The organism is Streptomyces massasporeus, assembly GCF_014648995.1.
In the GTDB taxonomy this organism is placed as follows: Bacteria; Actinomycetota; Actinomycetes; order Streptomycetales; family Streptomycetaceae; genus Streptomyces; species Streptomyces massasporeus.
In genome coordinates, this window is sequence record NZ_BMSE01000065.1 from 1 (window position 1) to 939 (window position 939).

The following is a 939-nucleotide window of genomic DNA, read 5'->3' on the forward strand; positions in this document are numbered from 1 at the left end:
CGGTGTGGCAGCGGTGGTGGTTGTAGTGGTGCAGGAAGTCTGACAAGGCTGTAGTGCGTTCGTCGTTGCTGGTGTAGGGCCGCAGGTAGGCCCACTCGTCGAGCAGGGTGCGGTTGAAGCGTTCGACCTTGCCGTTGGTCTGCGGCCGGTAGGCCCGGGTGCGCTTTCCGGTGGCCTGCAGGTCGGCCAGGGCCTGCTGGAAGGCGCTGCTGCGCCGGTAGGCGAATGCATTGTCGGTCAGGACCCGCTCGATGCGGGTGATGCCGTGGCGGGCGAAGAAGGCCGCGGCTCGGTGCAGGAAGCCGGCGCAGGTGGTGCCCTTCTCGTCGCGGTGGACCTCGCTGTAGGCAATGCGGGTGTGGTCGTCGACGGCGGAGTGGATGTAGTCGAAGCCGGTGGTGCGGTGGCGGTTGGGCCGGTCGGCCCGGCTGTGCAGGCGCCAGCCCCCGCCGTCGGGGATGCGGCCGAGCTTCTTGACGTCGACATGGATCAGCTCGCCGGGCCGGCTGCGTTCGTAGCGGCGGATGGGCTGCCCGGTGGGGCGGTCCAGGAAGGCCAGGCGGTTCATGCCGTGCCGAGTCAGGATGCGGTGCACGGTGGAGGTGGGCAGGCCCAGGATCGGGCCGATGCGGGCCGGGCCCAGCTTGCGCTGTTGTCGCAGGCGGCAGACCAGGCCTTCGGTCGTTGCCGATGTCCGGTGCGGTGTCGTATGCGGCCGGCTGGCACGATCGTGCAGACCGGCCTCACCCTCGGCCCTCCAGCGGCGCAGCCACTTGTGAGCCGTGGCCCGCGAGATACCCATTTCGGCCGCGACATGCGCGACGGGGCGGCCGGAATAGACACGCTCGACCAGCAGCCGCCTGCCGTGAACGGTCAGCCGGGCATTACGGTGGGACACGAAGACCTCCGTGCGGTGCAGTCCTAGACAGCTCCACCACA

General features: G+C 69.5%; 1 protein-coding gene. It reads right to left on the reverse strand.

Translation table 11 applies throughout. The features are described from left to right. Positions 1-898 (reverse strand): IS481 family transposase (locus tag IE153_RS41230; protein ID WP_189594803.1); only part of this gene is annotated, 898 nt, incomplete at its 3' end. Positions 899-939 lie beyond the last annotated feature (41 nt).